This window comes from Pseudoselenomonas caprae (assembly GCF_008271345.1).
Taxonomy (GTDB): domain Bacteria; phylum Bacillota; class Negativicutes; order Selenomonadales; family Selenomonadaceae; genus Selenomonas_A; species Selenomonas_A caprae.
In genome coordinates this window covers 1-17,041 of sequence record NZ_VTOZ01000035.1, presented here as the reverse complement: position 1 = coordinate 17,041, position 17,041 = coordinate 1, and the positions used below count along the sequence as shown (strand labels likewise).

Annotated in this window: 15 protein-coding genes and 1 riboswitch; of the genes, 13 read left to right on the top strand and 2 right to left on the bottom strand. The window is 54.9% G+C overall.

What is annotated here, in order from left to right; all coding sequences use genetic code 11:
* Positions 1–86: 86 nt before the first annotated feature.
* From FZ041_RS12920 to FZ041_RS12875, 10 genes are all read left to right on the top strand, one after another.
* On the top strand, positions 87–2,129 hold the full coding sequence (locus tag FZ041_RS12920) for a proton-conducting transporter transmembrane domain-containing protein (protein WP_149189870.1): 2,043 nt from the start codon (positions 87–89) through the stop codon (positions 2,127–2,129).
* A 1-nt stretch (position 2,130) separates the two neighbouring features.
* Entirely contained in the window at positions 2,131–3,036 is a 906-nt protein-coding gene (locus FZ041_RS12915) for a respiratory chain complex I subunit 1 family protein (protein WP_255449417.1), read from the top strand.
* A 15-nt stretch (positions 3,037–3,051) separates the two neighbouring features.
* Positions 3,052–3,681, top strand: coding sequence for a hydrogenase (locus FZ041_RS12910; RefSeq protein WP_149189869.1), 630 nt, complete (start codon positions 3,052–3,054; stop codon positions 3,679–3,681).
* Between the two features lie 9 nt (positions 3,682–3,690).
* Positions 3,691–5,199: a proton-conducting transporter transmembrane domain-containing protein gene (locus FZ041_RS12905; RefSeq protein ID WP_149189868.1), complete on the top strand. Its 1,509-nt coding sequence runs from the start codon at positions 3,691–3,693 to the stop codon at positions 5,197–5,199.
* A complete protein-coding gene (locus FZ041_RS12900; RefSeq protein WP_149189867.1) occupies positions 5,199–6,716 on the top strand; it encodes a hydrogenase large subunit in 1,518 nt (505 codons plus the stop codon). The genes FZ041_RS12905 and FZ041_RS12900 overlap by 1 nt, the downstream gene beginning before the upstream one ends.
* 11 nt (positions 6,717–6,727) lie before the next feature.
* Complete coding sequence (gene nuoB, locus FZ041_RS12895) at positions 6,728–7,468, top strand: NADH-quinone oxidoreductase subunit NuoB (RefSeq protein WP_149189866.1); 741 nt, start codon at positions 6,728–6,730, stop codon at positions 7,466–7,468.
* Between the two features lie 187 nt (positions 7,469–7,655).
* Positions 7,656–8,213: a peptidoglycan-binding protein gene (locus FZ041_RS12890; protein WP_255449415.1), complete on the top strand. Its 558-nt coding sequence runs from the start codon at positions 7,656–7,658 to the stop codon at positions 8,211–8,213.
* 178 nt (positions 8,214–8,391) lie between these two features.
* Positions 8,392–9,648 carry a [FeFe] hydrogenase, group A gene (locus FZ041_RS12885; RefSeq protein ID WP_149189865.1) on the top strand — a complete coding sequence of 419 codons (1,257 nt, stop codon included), beginning with the start codon at positions 8,392–8,394 and terminating at the stop codon, positions 9,646–9,648.
* A gap of 13 nt (positions 9,649–9,661) precedes the next feature.
* Entirely contained in the window at positions 9,662–9,967 is a 306-nt protein-coding gene (locus tag FZ041_RS12880) for an iron hydrogenase small subunit (protein ID WP_149189864.1), read from the top strand.
* Positions 9,968–9,983: 16 nt separating this feature from the next.
* Positions 9,984–10,649 (top strand): cytochrome b/b6 domain-containing protein, encoded by a 666-nt coding sequence (locus tag FZ041_RS12875; RefSeq protein ID WP_149189863.1) that lies wholly within the window; start codon positions 9,984–9,986, stop codon positions 10,647–10,649.
* Between the two features lie 75 nt (positions 10,650–10,724).
* Here the strand turns inward: FZ041_RS12875 and hydG are convergent, their stop codons facing one another.
* Together hydG and hydE are read right to left on the bottom strand one after the other, a co-directional pair.
* Positions 10,725–12,140, bottom strand: a complete 1,416-nt coding sequence (gene hydG, locus FZ041_RS12870) for a [FeFe] hydrogenase H-cluster radical SAM maturase HydG (RefSeq protein WP_149189862.1) — start codon at positions 12,138–12,140, stop codon at positions 10,725–10,727.
* Positions 12,133–13,209, bottom strand: a complete 1,077-nt coding sequence (gene hydE / locus FZ041_RS12865) for a [FeFe] hydrogenase H-cluster radical SAM maturase HydE (protein WP_149189861.1) — start codon at positions 13,207–13,209, stop codon at positions 12,133–12,135. Before hydE ends, hydG begins: the two co-directional genes overlap by 8 nt.
* A gap of 377 nt (positions 13,210–13,586) precedes the next feature.
* A riboswitch (cobalamin riboswitch) is annotated at positions 13,587–13,792 on the top strand.
* A gap of 234 nt (positions 13,793–14,026) precedes the next feature.
* Between hydE and nikB the strand changes: the two genes are divergently transcribed.
* From nikB to FZ041_RS12850, 3 genes are all read left to right on the top strand, one after another.
* Positions 14,027–14,935 carry a nickel ABC transporter permease gene (gene nikB, locus FZ041_RS12860; protein ID WP_255449419.1) on the top strand — a complete coding sequence of 303 codons (909 nt, stop codon included), beginning with the start codon at positions 14,027–14,029 and terminating at the stop codon, positions 14,933–14,935.
* On the top strand, positions 14,932–15,747 hold the full coding sequence (gene nikC / locus FZ041_RS12855) for a nickel transporter permease (protein WP_149189859.1): 816 nt from the start codon (positions 14,932–14,934) through the stop codon (positions 15,745–15,747). The genes nikB and nikC overlap by 4 nt, the downstream gene beginning before the upstream one ends.
* Positions 15,748–15,801: 54 nt before the next feature.
* Positions 15,802–17,041, top strand: a 1,240-nt coding sequence (locus FZ041_RS12850; RefSeq protein WP_149189875.1) for an ABC transporter substrate-binding protein, incomplete at its 3' end; no start/stop codon positions are given.

The window sequence follows — 17,041 nt, the reverse complement described above, 5'->3', positions numbered from 1 at the left end:
CAGACAAAGATATCTTTGTCTGTTTTCTTTTTACTTCATCAACTTTTTATTTTCTCTTGTTTGGGACTTATTTTTAGGAGGCGTGTATGGATTTCTTATTCCTGGCGCTGGCGCTCTATGCGTTAGGTGCCATGACAATGCTCTGGCCGAAGTGGCTGGAGATGGCAGCTCATGCGGCTGGCATGTTGCTGGCGGCGGCGGCAAGCGCACTGGTCTTTGCCGTGGCGGTCAGCTACCTTGGCAGCATGAGCGGTTTTTGCTTGCCTGCGGGGTTGGTGCTTTCGCATTTCGGCCTGCTGATGGATGCCGGCTGGGGTGGCTATAATCTGACCGCTGATGGCTGGAGCGCAGCTTTCCTCGTCATTACGGGGCTTGCTGGTGCGATCATCAGCCTGTATGGCATCGATTATGGCAAGGCGTACCGTGGTATGGGCATCCGGGCTCTTTCGGGGCTTTGGAACCTGTTCCTGCTCTCGATGGCGCTCGTGCTCATGGCTGGCGATGGGTTTACGTTCATCCTGGCTTGGGAGGTCATGGCACTGGTGTCGTTCCTGCTCGTCAATCATGAGAGCAAGAAGAAGGATACCGTCCATGCCGCCTATCAGTATATGGTCATGACCCATCTGGGCACGGCGGCTATCCTTGTGGCGTTCTACCTGGTGGGCAGCCAGTCGGAGAGCCTGCTGTTCGCGGATCTGGCGCACAACACGCTGGAAGGGCCGCTGCGTCATGTGGCCTTCGGTGCGGCCTTTATCGGCTTTGCCTTGAAATCCGGCCTGATGCCGCTGCATGTTTGGCTGCCGAATGCGCATCCGGCAGCGCCAAGCCATGTATCGGCCCTGATGAGCGGTGTCATGCTCAAGGTCGCCGTCTACGGATTTGGCCGCTTTGTCTTCTATTTCCTCGGCATGGAAGTCTTTGCTTATGGCCTCGTTGTCATGATCGTGGGCCTGCTCTCGGCGTTCCTCGGCGTGCTTTACGCCTCGATGGAGAAGGATATGAAACGCATCCTGGCCTATTCGTCGGTCGAGAATATGGGCATCATTTTTGCGACCTTTGGCTGCGGCATGCTGCTCGTGCAGACGGGACATGGCACGATGGCTATGGTCGCCTTCACGGCGGTGCTCGTGCATTCGCTCAGCCATAGCCTTATGAAGGGGCTGCTGTTCATGAGTGCCGGTGCGGTCATGCATGCGGTCGGCAGCAAGAATGTTGAGCTCATGGGAGCCTTGGCGAAGAAGATGCCCTATACGGCACTGTTCACGCTGATCGGTTCCATGTCCCTGGCGTCGCTGCCGTTCACGAGCGGCCTCGTCGGCGAGTGGATGGCTCTGCAGAGTTTTGTCACGCTGGGCTGGCAGACGGGGACGCAGGAAATGCGCCTTCTGGTCATCGCTGCGTTTGTGCTGCTCGGCCTTACGGGGGCGCTGGCACTGGGCTGCTTTGTGCGTCTCTATGGTGTGGTTTTCTTGGGACGCCGTCGTTCGGCACTTGTCCTGAAGGCCCATGAAATGCCGTTCTTCATGCTGCTGAGCATGGGGCTGGAGGCGCTCCTGATCGTAGTCCTGGGTATCTTCCCGATGCCGTTGGTCGAGCTTATGGAGTCATCCCTTACCGGAGGGATGCTGGCGCTGCCGATGGTCAGTGCCGATGCTGTCGTTTGGAATGGCTTGGGGATTCTGGCCGATGGCACGAAGTATTCGGCCTACAGCCCCTTCATGCTACTGATGCTCGCCCTCATCGTCACGGCGGTGCTGGCCCTTGCCCTTGAGGGCAAAGGCCTCTATGTGCAGAAGGATGTGACCTGGAACTGTGGTACGGTGCCGACGCGCCGCCAGCAGTACACGGCTACGGGCTTCTCGAAACCGTTGCGCCGTGCCTTCGACTATATCTTGAAGCCGCGCAAGGAGCGCACTTTCCTCAAGAAGGAGCATGCGTATTTCGGCCGCACGGTTCATTATAATCTGTTTATTCCGGACCAGTTCACGGAGCGGCTCTATGTGCCGGTCCAGCATCTGATGGTCCGTTTGTCCTCGTTCCTGCATCTCGTGCAGCAGGGCAGTGTACGTCTTTATATCGGCTATACGATGATTGCGATGGTGGCCGTTCTGATCTGGGGGGTGATGTAAGATGGGTTATATGGTACAGAGCTTAGGCGTGGGCCTGGCACAGGCAGTCCTGCTGCTCATCTTTGCGCCGCTCATCGTCGGCATCATCAACAAGACGAAGGCCATCCTGCAGAAGCGGCAGGGAGCCAGCATCCTGCAGGAGTATTTCGACCTCTGGAAATGGTGGCGCAAGCCAGTCATCGTCACGCCCTATACGAGCCGCATCTTTATCCTGGCGCCAGCCGTTTACTTCGGCACGACGCTGATGGCGGCGGCAATGGTGCCGGGGCTGCTCGTCAGCGTCATGCAGGCAGGCAGTGCGGGGCTCAGCATGGGGGATGCATTCGTGTTTGTCTATCTCCTGGCGTTAGGGCGTTTCTTCATGACGCTCGGGGCGATGGATTCAGCTACGGCTTTTGGCGGCATGGGGGCATCGCGCGAGATCTATATCTCCGTGCTCGTCGAACCAGCGGTCATGCTGGCCATCCTTGTCAATGCCATGCGCTATCAGTCGACGACCCTCACGCGCATGGTCATTGATTTTGACACGTTCTATTTCACGGTACCGGCAGTACTGACCTGCGTGGCGTTCTTCCTCGTCATGCTGGCTGAGAACAGCCGCCTGCCGGTGGATAATCCCGATACACATCTGGAGCTCACGATGATCCATGAGTGCATGACGCTGGAGTATTCTGGCCGCCTGCTGTCGCTCATCCATCTCGGCAGTATGCTCAAAATACTGATTTTCCTGGTGTTGTTCAGCACCTTATATCTGCCGCTGGCAATCCCTGTACCGGTCAAGGTTCTCTTGGGGGCGCTGGTCATCGGCGTGGTTGAGACGCTCAACAATAAGATGCGTCTGTTCAAGGTCCGTGTCTATCTGGCTGCGGCTTTGATCTTGCTTGTTGTTTCTTTGATTGCGGAATAAGGAGGGAGACAAAACATGGAATATTTGGTGGTACTCTTGATTTTTGTCGTCTTCCTGCAGACGCGGATCATGGAGCTTAAACGCTCGGTCTACTGCCTGGCCGCACAGTCTGGCATCATCGCTGGTGCCTGCCTGGCCATCGGCCTGGGGGCTGGTTCGGGCCTGCATGCCTGGCTGCCGGGCCTGCTGACGATTTTTGTCAAGGTGCTGTTCATCCCGGGTGCGATCCTGCGTCTGGCAGGCCGCATCACCGATGAGCGCGAAATCGTTTCCGATATCAATGTCAATTATTCGACGATGGCCGCTGCGGCCTTCCTCGTCATGGGGTATCTGCTTGTCGACCATCTGCTGCCGGGCACGCCGGGACGCAGCATCATCGCGGCGGCTATCCTCATGATCATGACGGGCCTGGCGCTCATGGTCATGCGCAAGCGCGCCATCCTGCAGATGGTCGGCCTCATCACACTGGAGAATGGTATTTATCTCTTGGGCCTGCTGATGACGGAAGGCCTGCCGCTCGTCGTTGAGCTCGGCGTCTTCCTCGACGTCCTTATCGCCGTTGTCGTACTGGTCATCCTGACGAACCGCATGAGCCTTTCGTTTATGACTACCGATACGACTGTCATGAAGAAACTGAAAGGATAAGACAGCAATATGGATTTCAACTATACTATCCCGCAGCTTGTCTATACGCTGCTGGCGCTGCCGCCGGTATTCAGTATCATCGCGGCAGTCAATGTTCTTGGCAAGGGCTTGCTGCACTGGCTCAACCGTCTGACCTCGGTGGCGGCCGGTGCCATCGTCGTCCGGCTGGTCATGCAGTTTGACCCAGCGGCGCCGCAGGCATTCGGCTATCTTTATCTCGATGCGTTGGGCCTATGGATGCTCGTCATTGTCACGATGCTCTATCTGGCCTTTGCTTGGACGAGCAAGGCGTATCTGGATCGCGATACGAATATCCGCTACGGCTATTTGCGCCGTTTCGGTCATCTTGAGGGCCGCTTCTATGCGCTTTCCCATCTCTTTGTTTGGACGATGATGCTGGTGGTGCTCGTCAATAACCTCGGCCTTATGTGGGTAGCCATTGAGGCGACGACGCTGGTTTCGGCACTGCTCGTTGCCTTCAAATTCACCCGCACGTCGCTGGAGGCGGCGTGGAAATACGTCATGGTCTGCACGGTGGGCATCTGCCTGGCGCTGCTGGGCACGATCCTGGTCTATTATGCGCAGATCCTGGCTATGGGCGGCGCACAGGCCTTGGACTGGCAGTATCTGGCTGCACATGGCAGCGAGCTCAATCCGGCACTGGCCAAGGTGGCCTTCTGCTTCCTGTTTGTCGGCTACGGTACGAAGGTCGGCTTGGCGCCGATGCATGCCTGGCTGCCTGATGCGCATTCGGAGGCCCCAGCGCTTACGAGCGGCCTGCTCTCAGGTGCGCTCTGCATCTGCGCAATCTACGTGCTCTTGCGCAATGTCATCGTCATCATGCCTGCTGTCGGCATGGGCTTTATCAGCGGCCTGTTCCTGTTCTTCGGCCTGCTGACGATTGCCCTGGCCATCCCCTTTGTCGTCGTCCAGCGTGACATCAAACGCATGCTGGCCTACTCTTCGATGGAGAACTTCGGCTTGATGGCCGCTGGCTTTGGCCTGTTCCTGCCGCTGGCAGTCGAGGCTTCGCTGCTGCATATGATGAACCATGCCCTCGTCAAATACGCACTGTTCTATACGGCCGGTACGATCATGGAAGCCTATGGCACGAAGAACATGATGCGCATGCATGGCATGCTGCAGCAGTCGCCGCGCACCGCGCTGTTCTGGCTGCTGGGCATTGTCGGTATCCTCGGCATGCCGCCGATGGGTATCTTCTTCAGCAAGTTCTACATCATCGACAGTTTCTTCCTCGCGGAGCGCCCGTGGCTCGGAATCCTGGCGCTGGTGCTGCTGGCGGGGATGCTCATCGGTATCCTTTATCATGCCATGCGCATGCTCGGCGGCAAGCCGAAACGCAAATCGGCAGGCGAGCTCATGGGCCGTCTCGACACGGCAGTGCTCCTGGTATTGCTGCTGTCCAGTGGCATCATCAGCGGTGCGCTGGCGGAAATCCCGTATCTCAGTGACCTCATCATGGCCGCTGGGCAGATTGTCTTAGGAGGTATGTCCTGATGGAAAATGTAAAAGAAATCAAGCTGGCAGACCTCCGGGCGGAGGCCAAGGCGTTGTCGACTGCTGGGCGCCATCCGCTTACGGCGATGTTTGGCCGCGATGAGACGGCTGAGCACCGTAGTTATGCGCTTTATGTCCTGTTTGAGATTCCCGAGGAAAAACGTCTGGCCGTCTTGAAGGCGCTGGTGCCGGCAGATGGCGATTTGCGTTATGATTCGTTGACGCCGGTTCTGCCAGCTGCGGCTTGGTACGAACGTGAGATTCAGGATATGTTTGGCCTCGTGCCTGTAGGGCATCCTGATCCGCGTCCGCTGGTGTTGCATGAATCTTTCCCGCAAGGATATCATCCGCTGCGCAAGCAGGTTTCGGCGACGGCCAGCCCGCGGGCCAAGGTAGGCGAGAGCAGCGAAATCAAGATGAGTGTTGCGCATGGTGAGGGCATCTATGAGGTGCCGGTTGGCCCGATACATGCGGGCATCATCGAGCCGGGACATTTCCGCTTCAGCCAGGCGGGTGAGTCGATGCTCCAGCTTGATGCCAAGCTGTTCTTCACGCACCGCGGCCTGGAGAAGGTCATGGAGGGCAAGACGCCGCATGAGGCATTGCCCATCGTTGAGCGCATCTGCGGTGCTTGCAGCATTGCCAATACTTGGAGTTTCTGCCAGGCGGTGGAAAAGATCGCCAAAGTTACGGTTCCCAAGCGCGCACAGCTTATCCGCACGCTGCTCATGGAAATCGAACGCATCACGAATCATGTCGGTGACTGCGGCAACATCCCTGCTGGTGTCGGCTTTGCTCCAGCCATCAGCCTTGGCGGCCGCACGAAAGAGATGCTGATGCGTCTGCAGGAACGTCTGGCAGGCAACCGCTTCCTGCGCGGTGTCATCGTGCCTGGCGGTGTGTCGCTGGACATCACGGCAGAGCTCCGGCAGGATATCCGTACGACGCTGGCTGCCGTAGCGGAAAACGTCGAAGCCCTCGACAAGATGTTTGCGGAACAGGAAAACTTCCAGAACCGCATCCGTACGACGGGGATTGTCCGCCATCAGACGGCGGTGGATCTGGCATTGGTCGGTGTCGGGGCACGTGCGAGCAGCTTTGCCCATGACAGCCGTCAGGATTTCAGCTATGGCGCATATCCAGATCTTGACTTTGCTGTCGTCACGCAGAAGAGCGGCGACGTGGCAGCACGACTGGCTGTGCGAATCGAGGAGCTGCGCCAGAGCTTCTTCATGGTCAGCCAGCTCTTGGAGCATTTGGACGCTGACCATACGGAACTCAGCGTTGCGGTTCCGGCAGCTGCTGGTGAAGATTTCGGCATCAGCGAATCGGCGCGCGGCAGCAATCTGCACTTTGTCGCACTCGATGCAGAGGGGCGCATCGACCGCATCTTCGTGCGCAGCGCCTCTTATCCGAACTGGCCGGCGCTGCCGATTGCCGTGCAGGGGGATATCATCCCCGACTTCCCGTTGATCAACAAGAGCTTTGAGCTCTGCTATGCCTGCTTGGACCGTTAAAGGAGGAAACGATGTTTAAGGTATTAGAGCGTTTACTTCATGATAAGATCGCCACGGAAGCTATCTCGCTTTCGGGCAGCGCACGGTTCCGGGGAAAGCTTTCGGGCAAGTGCCCGGCTGATGCACTGGCGGCTTGCGCCAAGGCGTGTCCTGTCGGGGCCTTCCAGTGCCAGGGGGAGGAATACACTGTCGATTACCGCCGCTGCCTGTTCTGTGGCCGCTGCGTGGTGGCCTGCGCTGAGGCGGCGAATGCTCCCGAGGGACTGCTGTCGCATACGGCTGACGAAGCGATGCCCTATCTCGTGGAAAAGGCACAGCAGGTCACGGCTGATGTCATCCGGCAGAAACTCGGCCGCAGCCTGCATGTCCGTCATCTTGATGCGGGTTCATGCAATGCCTGTGATTTTGAGATGGGCGCGATGTCGAATCCGATTTACGATCTGCACCGCTATGGCGTGCATTTCGATGCTTCGCCGCGCCATGCCGATATGCTGATGGTCACGGGTACCGTCACGCGCAACCTTGAGGAGGCTCTGCGCATGTCGTATGAGGCCCTGCCGGAGCCGAAGCTCGTCATGGCTTGCGGTGCCTGCGCAGCTGGTGGTGAGACGTATGGTGCTTCGTATGCGATTGTCGGCGCGGCCGATAAAGTCGTGCCTGTCGACATCTATGTGCCTGGCTGCCCGCCGCGCCCGTCGGCGATGATTGCAGGGCTGTTGGCAGCTGCTGATTTGTTAGCAGAGAAATTGTAAGTGGTCGGAGAAATTCTTCTTCGTTTGACGAGAAATCATAGATTATGATAGAGTATAAGAGGTGCAGGTTAGGTCTGCACCTCTTATTTATAGGAACAACGGCGTTATGATCAGAAACTAAGACAATTACTTTTGAGAGGTGATCTTATTGAACAGACGAATACTCCTTTCCTTAGTTGTTATGCTTATGTTAATATGTTTTTGCTCGGCGGCATTTGCGGCTGCCATTCTCGTCAAGGATGGATCGCGCGGCCAGGCCGTCAAGCATGTTCAGACCCTGCTGATCGAGCAGGGGTATCTTTCCGGTGAGGCCGATGGCGTCTGCGGGCCGCAGACCGTAGCAGCCATCAAGAAGTTCCAGGAGGCCAAGGGGCTTGAGGTCGATGGCATCTGCGGCGATGGCACCTATCGTGTCCTTTCGGGCGGTAAGACGTATGAGCCACCCGCTGTAGATCCGGAAACACATGCGGGGACCATGTTCTATGTGTCAGCGACTGCTTATAGTGCGCAAGATCCTGGCAATTCTGTGCATACGGCGACGGGCACCAAGGTGCGCCATGGCGTCATTGCCGTCGATCCGGCTGTCATTCCGCTCGGTACGCATGTGTTTATCCCAGGCTATGGCGAGGCTGTAGCTGAAGATATCGGTGGTTTTCACGGCAACCATATCGATGTGGCTTTCGACACGTATGGTGAGGCGCTGGCGTTTGGCCGTCAGAATTTTGAAATCTATATCATGGATTGATTTTTACTGGTTAGAAAAGAGGCTTTTAGGCCTCTTTTTTGTTTTTATATAAATTTTTGCAGGAATATCCCCTGGGGGAGCTTGTGCTTGCAATCAAATAAATTTATAATTTAATATAGGGATAATAAACTATGATGATAATTGAGAATTGTTTGCAGGATAGGGGAGGACGAAAGCTATGCCAAAATCTTATCAGGCGAATGAGCTCACCGGCATCATTAAGATCGATGAAGGGAAATGCAAGGGATGTGACACATGCAAATCCTTCTGCCCCGCTGACGCCATTGATGGCGCCTACGGTGCAAACCATCAGATTAACAATGAGCGTTGTCTGCAGTGCGGACAGTGTCTGGTGAACTGCCCATTCGGAGCAATCGAGGATACGGTCGATGTAGTCGATCAGGTTATTGAAAAATTAAAGGATGGCAATACGACAGTCGTGGCAACGGTTGCCCCGGCAGTACGTGTTGCATTGGGTGAGGAGTTCGGTATGGAACCGGGCAAACTCATCACGGAGCAGATGTATGGAGCCTTGAAGAAAGCGGGCTTCAAGATCATGGATGTCAACTTTGCCGCGGATAATACAATCCTGGAAGAGGGGACGGAGCTTATCCACAAAATCCAGAAATACGTGCTCAAGCAGCCTGTGGAAGGCGAACTTGGCCCATTGCCGCAGTTCACTTCTTGCTGCCCTGCCTGGGTGCGCTATATGGAGCTCTATCATCCAAATTTGCGCCAGCACCTGTCATCGGCGAAGTCGCCGCAGGGAATGGCTGGCCCAGTAGCTAAGATCTACGGTGCTGAGGAAATTTGGCACGTGCAGCCGGAGCAGATTTTCTGCGTCGGTGTTTATCCTTGCACGGCGAAGAAACTCGAAGCATCGCGGCCGGAGTTCACGGCAGCTGCTGATTACTGGAAGAAGAAAGGCCATACGGCAACGTATCAGGATACCGATGTCGTCCTGACGACCCGCGACCTGGCGCGTCTGCTGAAGAAGCTCAATATCGATGTCCGCAATGTGGAGCCGGCTGAGGAGAAAGACAACCCACTGGCTGAGTATACAGGCGCAGGTACGATTTTTGGTGCAACGGGCGGCGTCATGGAAGCTGCCCTGCGCACGGCTTACTTCGTCCTGACGGGGGAGGAGCTCGGTGAGCTCCGCTATGCGCCTGTCCGCGGCCTCAAGGAGGTCAAGACGGCGGATATCCCGCTCAAGCTCAAGGACAATGGCCAGGAAATCACGCTGAAGATCGCGGTTGTCCATGGGACGAAAAATGTCGAGCCACTGTTGGCTGAAATCGAAGCTGGGAGCAGCCCGTATCATTTCATCGAGGTCATGAACTGTCCGGGCGGCTGCGTAAACGGCGGCGGCCAGCCAATCAACCCGATGGGAACGTCCTGGACCGGCAAGTTCAAGGCTATCTTGCCATGGTGATAGGAGGTGCGTTATGAGATATTCCTATAAAGAAAAAGAAGTAAAGATCAACCGCCGCGAATTCCTCGGTTTTGCCGGCGTCATTGCGGCATTCCTCTGGACCGGTGCCTATACGGTGACGGATCTCATTGTCGACCGCACGAAATACATCAAGATGCGTACGGCAGGGCTTTATCAGGATGATGAAAAGCAGGCAAAACGCCAGAGCCATCATAACCAGAGTCTGCTCAATATGTACAAGAAAATGAACTTCCAGCCACTGAGTCCACTGGCGGAAGAGCTTTTCCATACGCATTATGTAGACCGCAGTGTCCTGTAAGAAAGGTGGGATTGTGATGGATAACAACTTTAAAGGAAATGAACGGATTCTTCATCATAGCTTACCTGTCCGCTTGTTCCACTGGTGTCTGGTACTGGGGTTTTTGCCAGCAGGACTTACCGGTGTGATCCTGTTTTTCCGTCCGTTTGGGGAAGCAGCAATGCATCTGACGATGCAGGTTCATATCGTAGGTGCATGGATTCTCATGATAGCCTGCACGTTGTTTTTCCTGCTCTGCCCAGGACGCGTAGTAGCGTTTTGGCGCGAGGCCTTCCATTGGACGAAGCAGGATATTGAATGGATGAAAGTCGGTGGCGGTTATCCGCAGAAAATGATTTTCCTGCAGGAAATCGATGTACCGCCGATGGGCAAAATCAACTCGGGTCAGAAAATGATGGGTATCATGGTATTTTTCGGTACATTGCTCATCATCCTTACGGGTGCGGTGCTCTACTTTGCCCTGCCGCTGGTTCCGAAGGAGATTGCCTACTATGCAGATCGCATTCATCTGATTGTTGGCCTGGGCCTGTTCCTTTGCGTCTGCGGGGGACATATTCCCCTCGGCATCTACAACTGGCCGGAGTTCTGCAGCATGTTCGGTGATGGCACCATCAATGCCAAACACGCCGCACATCATCATCCGCTCTGGACCCAGAATGAAATCGAAAAAATCAAAGACTGATTGAGAATACGAACGCCCCTATAACTGAGCATTGAAGCTCAGTTATAGGGGCGTTTTCATGAATCCATTATAGGCTTAAAAACGGAAGTCGCGTTCGCCCTGTTCGATTTTCTGCAGGCGTTCGGACAGAGTCTTGCGGGCGGCGGGATTGGTTACATCGGGGATGTTTTTCGCAATCAGTTTCTCGCCGGCAGCTTTCGTTTCCGGGGAGGCATAATCCTCGAGATATTCCTTGAGGGTCATCAGGGCATTGGGCAGGCAGCAGTTCTGAATCTGCTTTGCCTTGCATAGGGCCATGAAGCGGTCGCCGGTGCGGCCTTCACGGTAGCAGGCCGTGCAGAAGGATGGTACGTAGTCCATGTCGATGAGCCATTTCATGACATCGTCGAGACTGCGGGTATCCGACACATCGAACTGAGCCGTTTCGTCGGGGCGTTCTTCCTGGGTGTAGCCGCCAACGGAGGTTCTGGAACCTCCGGAAATCTGGGAGATGCCAAGATGCAGGACGCGTTCGCGGGATTTCTGGGATTCGCGCGTCGAGACAATCATGCCCGTGTAGGGAACGGCAATCCTTATGCAGGCAACAATCTTGGCGAAGGTATCGTCGTCGATGGCGTTGCTGAAGGTATTCACGTCGATATCGTCAGCCGGGCAGATGCGCGGCACGGAAATCGTGTGGGGGCCAACGCCGAAGGTGGCTTCGAGATGTTCCGCATGCATCAAAAGGCCAGCGTATTCGTAGCGGTATTTGTCTAGGCCAAAGAGTACACCAAGGCCGACGTCGTCGATGCCGCCTTCCATGGCGCGGTCCATGGCTTCGGTGTGGTAGGCGTAGTCGTGTTTCGGTCCCGTCGGATGGAGCTTCTCATAGGAATCCTTGTGATAGGTCTCCTGGAACAGGATGTAGGTGCCGATGCCAGCTTCGTGGAGCTTGCGGTAGTTTTCCACCGTGGTGGCGGCGATGTTGACGTTGACACGGCGGATGGCGCCATTCTTGTGTTTGACCGAGTAGATCGTATGGATGGAGTCGAGGATATACTCGATCGGGTTGTTGACCGGGTCTTCACCGGCTTCGATGGCCAGGCGCTTATGGCCCATATCCTGCAGGGCGATGACTTCGTCGCGGATCTGTTCCTGCGTAAGCTTTACGCGTGGGATGGTTTTGTTGACCCCGTGATAGGGGCAGTAGACGCAGCCATTGATGCAGTAGTTGGACAGGTAAAGCGGAGCGAACAGCACGATGCGGTTGCCGTAGAATTGCTTTTTGATGTCCTCGGCAAGCTTGAAGATCTCCTCATTTTTTTCGGGGATCTCACAGGCCAATAGAACCGATGCTTCGCGATGGTCAAGGCCTTTGCATTCCTTGGCTTTCGCGAGGATGGAATCGATGAGTTCAGCATTGTTCTTGTTTTGGTCAGCATATTCAAGGGAGGCGAGGATTTCCTCGTGGTCGATGAATTCTGCGGCTTTGCTCGATTTGGGATTATACACAGTATGGTTCCTCCTTCATTTTCATATAGCGGACATTGTCGCCCCGGTCGACGGCCAGCTCACGGCCGACGGATTTCATTCGTTTGGTTAGGCAGACAATGCATTCAGCAGCTTCTTCCCCAGTGCAGATCTTGTTGTCGTAGAGCTGGTATTTTGCCCGGACGTTCCGGGGGGAAAGGTTGGGCATGACTACGTTGGCACCAGCCAGGATGCCCTTTTCGCGGCCGCGGGGATCGATCGTGCCCAAGGCCGTGGTGGCTGGCAGCAGCACTTCTGGCAGCAGCAGCCGGATGAGGCTCAGCAGGAACAGCGTCTGGTCTAAGGTGCCGGCTGGCTGCTGGGCAAACGGTGTTCCTGCGGCGGGGATGAAGGGGCCGATGCCTACCATCTCCGGCTGAAGCTCGTGGAGGAAGATGAGGTCGCGGGCCAGATCTTCCGATGTCTGCCATGGTGAGCCGACCATGAAGCCGGCGCCCGTCTGGAAACCGAGCGCTTTCAAGGTGCGGAGACAGCCGTAGCGGTTTTCGGCACTCATGGACGGCGGGTGGAGCTTATGGTAATGCGCAGGCGTTGCGGTTTCATGGCGCAGAAGGTAGCGCTCGGCCCCTGCCTGCCGGTAGCGCTTATAGCTTTCTGGGCTCTTTTCGCCAATGGACAAGGTGATGGCGCAATCGGGATGTTTGTACTTGAGCTGCTGCACCAGATGGCAGATCCTGTCGTCGGTGTAGTAGGGATCCTCGCCGCCTTGCAGGACGAAGGTGCGGAAGCCCAGTTCATAGCCGGTGGCGGCACATTGCAGGATCTGTTCATCACTCAGCCGGTACCGCTGGACGTTTTCATTGCTGGCACGGATGCCGCAGTAATAGCAGTTGTTTTGGCAGATGTTCGTGAATTCGATCAGGCCGCGGCTGAAAACCTTGTTGCCGTAATAGCACTGTGTTGTTTTGACGGCCAGTCCGGCTGCGTATGCCTGCAATTCTTCATCTTGGTGTGCAAGCAGATCGATGAAGTCTTCGAAGGCGAGGGTATGGGTATGAGCCAACTGGTCAAGCAAGTTTTTCCTGTTCATAGTCTAGCCTCGGATGGTTGCTGAAGTATTCGTTGTTTTTCCATTATAACACGAAAAATAGGGAAATAAGACGCCGTGCATCGTATCCATTGATAATAATCATACTGATGCACGGCGCCTATATATTGCAGTAGACAAACGGGAAGTTATTCTCTGCATATACATTCCAGCTAAAACAGTTGAGCCTCTGGATTAGTGAATGGAATATATCTTACGATTAGTTTTATTATAAAAAATATTAATGGGGGTGTGAAGCTCCCCGGGGGGATAAAAACATAATTTTTAAGCGGTTTAGGGAATTTGTCTAGTTTTGACACGCAGTTCAGAAAATGGTATAATTACAATGTTTTCGCATATTTTTGCATATGATATGCAATATCATAAAGTATGGATCAGGTGTCGCAAGACTTAATAGGGAAGCCGGTAAAGTCCGGCGCGGTCCCGCCACTGTAACAGCGAGTGATGCTGCTTCGTGGATGCCACTTTTGAGGGTATCCCGGTCACTGAGGAATGATTTTCTTGGGAAGGCGCAGCAATCATGATGAACTGGAGCCAGGAGAACTGCCTGATTGACAATCACCGTTTGACCTGCGAGCGATAGGGAGGGGATTTTCGGAGGAGATTCGTGCTCTGGATATTCCTGGCCTGTCTGCATTTTGCAGACAGGTTTTTTTTATGCCTGTCCGGTGTGCGGGCGGGGAAGGGAGAAGAGGGACGCTGTTTATGGATAAGAGTTCAGTGACATTGGTTTTTATCTGTTTGTGGAGGTGAGAGGGAGATGTTGTGGTTGCAATCATATGGGAGCCGCCTTTTGCAGATGGTGGTGACGGTCATTGGTGTCAGCTTCCTGACTTTTTGCCTGACCTGGCTGGCACCTGGTGATCCGGCTTCGATGCTGCTGGAAGCTTCGGATACGATCGTGTCGGAGGAGACGCTGGCTCAGACGCGGCATGAGCTGGGGCTCGATAAGCCGTTCCTGGTCCAGTATGGGAATTGGGCGGCTGGTGTTTTGCAGGGAAATATGGGTATGTCTTACTCTGCGAAGAAACCGGTTACAGCAAAATTGCTGGAGGGGTTCAAAGGGACGTTGCTTCTGGCATTTGTCACGATGGTCCTAGTGGTGCTGATTTCGCTGCCGCTGGGGATCTTATCGGCTGTGAAGCGGAACAGGCTGCCAGACCATCTCGTGCGGGGGTTGTCCTTTATCGGTGTATCGATGCCAAGTTTTTGGCTGGGATTGTTGCTGCTATATGTATTCGGTTTGAAGCTGCGCCTGTTTCCCATTGCGCAGTCGGAAGTCACGGCGGCGGGAATCGTGCTGCCTGCTTTGACACTGGCAATCTATATGTCATCGAAATACATGCGGCAGGTCCGTACGGTGGTATTGGAAGAACTGAATCAAGACTATGTCACGGGAATCAGGGCTCGGGGATTGTCGGAGATGGCAATCCTTTGGAAACATGTCCTGCCCAATGCGATGTTGCCATTGATCACGTTGTTGGGGATGTCGATGGGGTGGCTGCTAGGCGGTGTAGCCGTAGTCGAAATCGTATTTTCATGGCCGGGGATCGGCAACATGGCGGTGCGGGCTATCACGATGCGTGATTATCCGCTTATCGAGGGCTTTGTCCTTTGGATTTCCCTGGTCTATATGTCCATCAATTTTTTGGTCGATCTGTCGTATACTTATCTGAATCCGCGCCTTAGAAGGGAGGTACGAAGATGACGCTTATTTGGGAGCACAAGTTGTTTTCCTTTTATACGGCGCTGGTGTCACTTATCGTGCTGGTGGCATTGTTTGCTCCTTACCTGACACCGCAAGATCCGCTGGCCAGCAATATGCAGCTGGCCTTGCAGCCATCGTCGGCTGAGCATTGGCTGGGGACGGATAAGCTGGGCCGCGATATTTTTTCGCGGATCATCTGCGGCACGCAGACGTCGTTGTTTATGACGCTCTGCCTGGTGGTACTGGTGGCTTTGACGGGGTCGCTGGTAGGCACATTGGCCGGTTATTTTGGCGGCCGTGTGGAGATGGTCTTCATGCGGCTGGCGGATATGATGCTGTCATTCCCTGGGATTGTGCTGGCGATTGCCATTGCGGGAATACTTGGTGGCAGTATCATCAATACCATCATGGCGCTGCTGGTGGTAAGCTGGGCGAAATATGCGCGCCTGGTGCGCAGTCTGGTGCTCAAGCTCCGGCAGCAGGATTTTGTGCTGGCGGCCCGTCTCAGCGGCACGCGGACGCCGATGATCTTGTGGCGCCATATCCTGCCGAATACGTTGCCGCTGGTAGTCATCACGGCGGCGATGGATATCGGCACGATGATGATGGAGATTGCAGGGCTGTCGTTTTTGGGCTTTGGGGCTCAGCCGCCAATACCAGAGTGGGGATTAATGCTCAATGAGGGGCGGCAATATATCCAATCGGCACCGTGGTTGATGGTTTATCCAGGCTTGGCTATCTTTTTGGTAGTTGCGGTGTTCAACCTGTGGGGAGACAGTTTGCGCGATGTTTTGGATCCGCGTCAGAACTGAGATGTGATTTAGTCATGTTGTGGAGAGGATGATATTTTCATGGAAAAAAGCAGAATGAAGAAACTTTGGCGGGCTGTAAGCGTGGGTTTGTGCGGGATTGCCGCTGCTGCGCTGATTGCTGGCTGCGGTAGTACGGCTGGCAATGAGTCGGTGCAGAAGGGCATACTGAAGGTTGGTGTGACGAATTTTGCTGATACCCTGGAGCCGACGCAGAACTATTTTGGCTGGGTAGTCATGCGCTATGGTCTGGGTGAGTGCCTGACAAAGTTTGATGAGAAGATGAATGTGCAGCCGTGGCTGGCGGAGAAATGGTCAATCAGTGACGACCATCTGACATGGACCATCAAGATCCGTGATGGCGTGAAATTCTCCAATGGGGATGAACTGACGGCCGAGGCTGTCAAGGCATCACTGGAACGCGTTTTTGCCAAGAACAATCGTGCGGAGACATTCTTCAAGTATAAGGAAATCCGGGCCGAAGGGCAGAATCTTATCATCACGACGGAAAAACCGATGCCGAATCTCATGGGCTTCCTGGCAGATCCATTGTTCATCGTGGTGGATACGAAGGCCGAGGCTGGCCGTGATTTTGCCAAGGAAGGCCCCATCTGTACTGGCCCGTATATGGTAGAGTCCTTTGTCAAAGAAAAAGCTGTCATGAAGAAGAATCCCAACTATTGGGCTGGTGAGGTGCCGTTTGAGACGGTGGAGATCCCGAGCATCGATGATCCCAATACCCGGGCCATGGCCTTGCAGTCCGGGGACGTGGATATGGCTGTGAATATTGCAGCTGGCGATATCGACACCTTCCGCAACAATAGCCAGTATGTGGTAGACGAGATCTCGTCCCTGCGTACGGTATTGGCCCGTCTGAATCAGAAAGGGATACTCAAAGATCCGAAGGTGCGCGCTGCGCTCATCTGTGGCTGTAATCGCGAAACCTATAACAAAGTGCTGCTGAAAGGGACGTTCATGGCAGGCAAGGCGCCGGTGCCGCCGTCCATGGATTATGGGTTCGATCAGCTCACTGACCCGAATGCCTATGATCCGGAGCGTGCTGCCCGTCTGCTTGATGAGGCCGGCTGGAGAGACAGCGATGGTGATGGGATCCGCGAAAAGGATGGCCAGCCGCTCAAGCTGGACTTTGTTATCTACAACAGCCGGGCTGAGCTGCCGCTGTATGCGGAGGCTGTGCAGGCAGACCTCAAGAAGCTGGGCTTTGATATCCAGATCAAGAATGTGGACTACAACCTGGTGGATCAAATGGGCATTAAAGGGGAATATGATCTGTTGA